The 212-nt window shown below is 43.9% G+C and carries 1 protein-coding gene; it reads right to left on the bottom strand.

From position 1 onward, the window contains the following. A partial coding sequence (locus tag ACM0OS_RS29125; RefSeq protein ID WP_414546644.1) for a DUF4912 domain-containing protein occupies positions 1-212 on the bottom strand: 212 nt, incomplete at both ends.

The following is a 212-nucleotide window of genomic DNA, read 5'->3' as shown; positions in this document are numbered from 1 at the left end:
CATCTATGGTATCTGTAACTGACAAGCCAAAGACACGCGCCCTTGGGGAACGGGAAATTGTCACCCAGCGATCGCCTGATGTCACATATCCTAATTCGGCAATATAATCGCGTACGCTTTGAGGAATTGCAACATAGATTTCTACTGCACCAGGTTCAAATTCGTAATGCTGGATAAATACTGGTGTTTGATTACTCAAATCCAACTCTGTG

The organism is Nostoc sp. CCY0012, assembly GCF_963920855.1.
Classification (GTDB): domain Bacteria; phylum Cyanobacteriota; class Cyanobacteriia; order Cyanobacteriales; family Nostocaceae; genus Cyanocohniella.
The sequence above is the reverse complement of the archived record's forward strand: the minus strand, read 5'-3'. Positions and strand labels throughout refer to the sequence as shown.